The organism is Devosia sp., assembly GCF_034675085.1.
Classification (GTDB): Bacteria; Pseudomonadota; Alphaproteobacteria; order Rhizobiales; family Devosiaceae; genus Devosia.
In genome coordinates, this window is sequence record NZ_JAUCDN010000331.1 from 1 (window position 1) to 3,510 (window position 3,510).

The 3,510-nt window shown below is 62.8% G+C and carries 2 protein-coding genes; one reads left to right on the plus strand and one right to left on the minus strand.

Translation table 11 applies throughout. The annotated features are described in order from the left end of the window. On the minus strand, positions 1 to 2,133 hold a 2,133-nt coding region (gene metH / locus VDP82_RS15755), incomplete at its 3' end, for a methionine synthase (protein WP_323015777.1). A gap of 264 nt (positions 2,134 to 2,397) precedes the next feature. On the opposite strand from metH, the gene VDP82_RS15760 reads away from it, so the two are divergent. Continuing rightward, on the plus strand, positions 2,398 to 3,444 hold the full coding sequence (locus VDP82_RS15760) for a septal ring lytic transglycosylase RlpA family protein (RefSeq protein WP_323015778.1): 1,047 nt from the start codon (positions 2,398 to 2,400) through the stop codon (positions 3,442 to 3,444). Positions 3,445 to 3,510: the final 66 nt, after the last annotated feature.

Below are 3,510 nucleotides of genomic sequence, written 5' to 3' on the forward strand. Positions count from 1 at the left end.
CCCCATGCCCGCCATCAGCGGCCCTTCGATCACATGCAGCGGGCGCGGCAGCTTCAGGCGCGCTTCCTCGGTGTCGGCGTCGATATATTCGGTAATGCCGTTGACCAGCGCATGGGCGATGCGCTCTTCCACACTGCCTTCGCGCCAGCTCAGATCCTTGGCATTGGCTTCCTTGCCCGCCGCACCGCGATAGCGCTCGGCGATTTCCAGCATCCGGTCGGTGGCATCGCTCCGGCGGTTGAGGATCACGTCCTCGCAGGCGTCGCGCAAATCCTTGTCGATGCTTTCATACACCGCCAATTGCCCCGCATTGACGATGCCCATGTCCATGCCGTTCTGGATGGCATAATACAAAAACACCGCATGCATGGCCTCGCGTACCGGCTCGTTGCCGCGAAACGAAAAGCTCAGATTGGAAACGCCGCCCGAAATATGCACATGGGGCAGGGTGGCGGTGATGTCCTTGATCGCCTCGATGAAATCGACGCCGTAATTATTGTGTTCCTCGATGCCGGTGGCGATGGCGAAGATATTGGGGTCGAAGATGATGTCTTCGGGCGGCAGCCCTACCACCTCGGTCAGGATCTTGTAGGCGCGGGTGCAGATTTCCACCTTGCGCTGCTTGGTGTCGGCCTGCCCGGTCTCGTCGAACGCCATCACCACCACGGCAGCGCCATAGGCCTTCACCAGCTTGGCATGCGCGATGAACTCTGCCTCGCCTTCCTTGAGCGAGATGGAGTTGACCAGCGCCTTGCCCTGCACGCATTTCAGCCCCGCCTCGATCACCTCCCACTTGGATGAGTCGATCATCAGAGGCACCTTGGCGATGTCGGGCTCGGCCGCCAGGAGGTTGAGGAAATCGATCATCACCTGCTTGGAGTCGATCAGCCCCTCATCCATGTTGATGTCGATCACCTGCGCGCCATTGGCCACCTGGTCGCGCGCCACGTCCAGCGCGGCTGTATAGTCGCCGGCGGTGATGAGCTTCTTGAAGCGCGCCGAGCCGGTGACATTGGTGCGCTCGCCGATATTGACGAAGGGAATGGCCTTGGTCAGCGTGAACGGCTCCAGCCCGGCCAGCCGCAGCAGCTTGTCGGCATGGGGCAGTTTGCGCGGCTGGTATTGCGCCGCCATTTCGGCAATGGCGCGGATATGGTCGGGCGTCGAGCCGCAGCAGCCACCGACGATATTGAGCAATCCGTCGCTGGCAAAGGCGCGCAACTGGCTGGCCATCTGCTCGGGCGTCTCGTCATAGCCGCCCATCTCATTGGGCAGGCCGGCATTGGGATAGGCGCACACAAAAGTGTCGGCTACCGCCGAAAGCTCGGAAATGTGATCGCGCATCAGATCGGCCCCGAGCGCGCAGTTGAGCCCGATGGTCAGCGGCCTGGCGTGGCGCACCGAATACCAGAACGCCGTGGGCGTCTGGCCGGAAAGCGTGCGCCCCGAGCGATCGGTGATGGTGCCCGAAATCATGATCGGCAGCTCGATACCGCGCTGCTCAAAAATCTGCTGCGCCGCGAAAATGCCGGCCTTGGTGTTGAGCGTGTCGGTGATGGTTTCGAACAGCAGCATGTCGGCGCCGCCATCGATCAGCCCGCGAATGGCCTCGGCATAGGCGTCGCGCAACTGATCGAAGGTGATGGAGCGATAGCCGGGGCTGGTCACGTCGGTGGACATGGACGAGGTCTTGGTGGTCGGCCCGATCGCCCCGGCGACGAACCGCCTCCTGCCGTCCGCGGCCTCGGCGCGTTCGGCCGCCCGCCGCGCCACCTTCACCCCGTGGAAGTTGAGATCATAGACCACGTCCTCGCAGCCATAATCGGCCTGCGCCACCGAAGTGGCCGAGAAGGTATTGGTCTCCACGATATCGGCCCCGGCCAGAAAATACTCGAAGTGGATATCCTCCACCGCCTGCGGCTGGGTTAGAACCAGCAGGTCGTTATTGCCTTGCAGGGGCAGGTGCCAGTTGGCGAAGCGCTCGCCGCGAAACGCGGCCTCGTCGAATTTGAGGCGTTGCAGCATCGTGCCCATGGCCCCGTCCAGGATCAGGATGCGCTCGCGCATCGCCTTGGTCAGCGCGGAGCGGACCTCGTTCCAGTCGGGACTATGGGTTTCGTCTTGCCGGGGCATGGCCATTCACCTCAAATATCGGGGGATTCCGGTGATATAAAGACTTCTTTATATCCGCAATTGCGCCGAAACAACCCCTTCGCGCGCCACGCCGGCGCGTTACCGCCAGGCGCGCAAATGCGATTAAATGCGACGCTCGGCGGTAACAGTCCGCTAGCATTAACCCCCTCTAAACCAGAAAGATGCGTTTTGCGGGCATCGCCGGGCCAGAGGGGGTATCCTCCGGGCTCGCCATTGCTGTTTTGTATCAAGAGTATGCCTGCCGTGAAGACGACCGCCCGGGGACATGCCGTCCGCCTCGTCGCCCTTGTGGCCCTTGTCGCGCCGGTGCTTGCTGCCTGCTCCAGCATGGGGCTGGGCCCTACGGTCAAGCGCGCCGCCTTCACCTCCTCGGAATATGGCGTTGCCGTGTCGCCCCGCGTCACCTCAAATCCCAATCCGCCCAAGGGCGGCGGGCGCTATCAGGTGGGAAAACCCTATACGGTGCGCGGGGTTACCTATGTTCCGCAGGAAAATCCGAACTATGTCGCCACCGGCGACGCCTCCTGGTACGGCGCCGATTTCCATGGCCGCCGCACCGCCAATGGCGAGATTTTTTCGGCCAATGCGCTGACCGGGGCGCACCCGACCCTGCCGCTGCCCTCCTATGTGCGCGTCACCAATCAGGCCAATGGCCGCTCGGTCATCGTCCGCGTCAACGATCGCGGCCCCTATATGCCCGGCCGCATCATGGATTTGTCCCACCGCGCCGCCTCCATGCTGGGCTATGTCAATAACGGCCACACCCAGATCAAGGCCGAATATGTCGGCCCTGCGCCGCTCGAAGGCGACGACACCCGCAGGCTGTTGGCCAGCTATAACGGCCCCGCCGATTTCGGCGGACCGGGCAGCACCACGCGCACGGCCTATGCAGACAACACCAACAGTCTGATGGACATCGCCGGCAATTTCTTCGGCAATCTGTTCTCCTATGCCGGCACCACGCCCCAGGAGCAGGACGCCGCCATCGGCACCGCCCATGCCGCCGCCAATGCCATGGCCACCCGCTCGGGTGCGCTGGCCGACTGGGCCGAGGCCATGGATGCCGATTCCCGCGCCGTGCGCATAGAAATCGGAACCTTCCAAAACCAGTCCGATGCCATTGAAATTACGAAGAATTTCGCCATTCTGGGCGCCGTGTCCGAAGAGGCCGTCACCCTCAACGGTCATGCCGCGACGCGCCTCACCCTGAACTGGCTCAAGCCGGGCGTGGGCAAGGGCGACGTGCAGCAGATGGCCCGCGACCTTGGCCTCGGCGGCGGAGTGCTTTAAGAAGAAATCCTCGGCAAAAACGGAAAGGGCAGGGCGCTCGTGAAACGGATCTGGCAGATAGTTTCG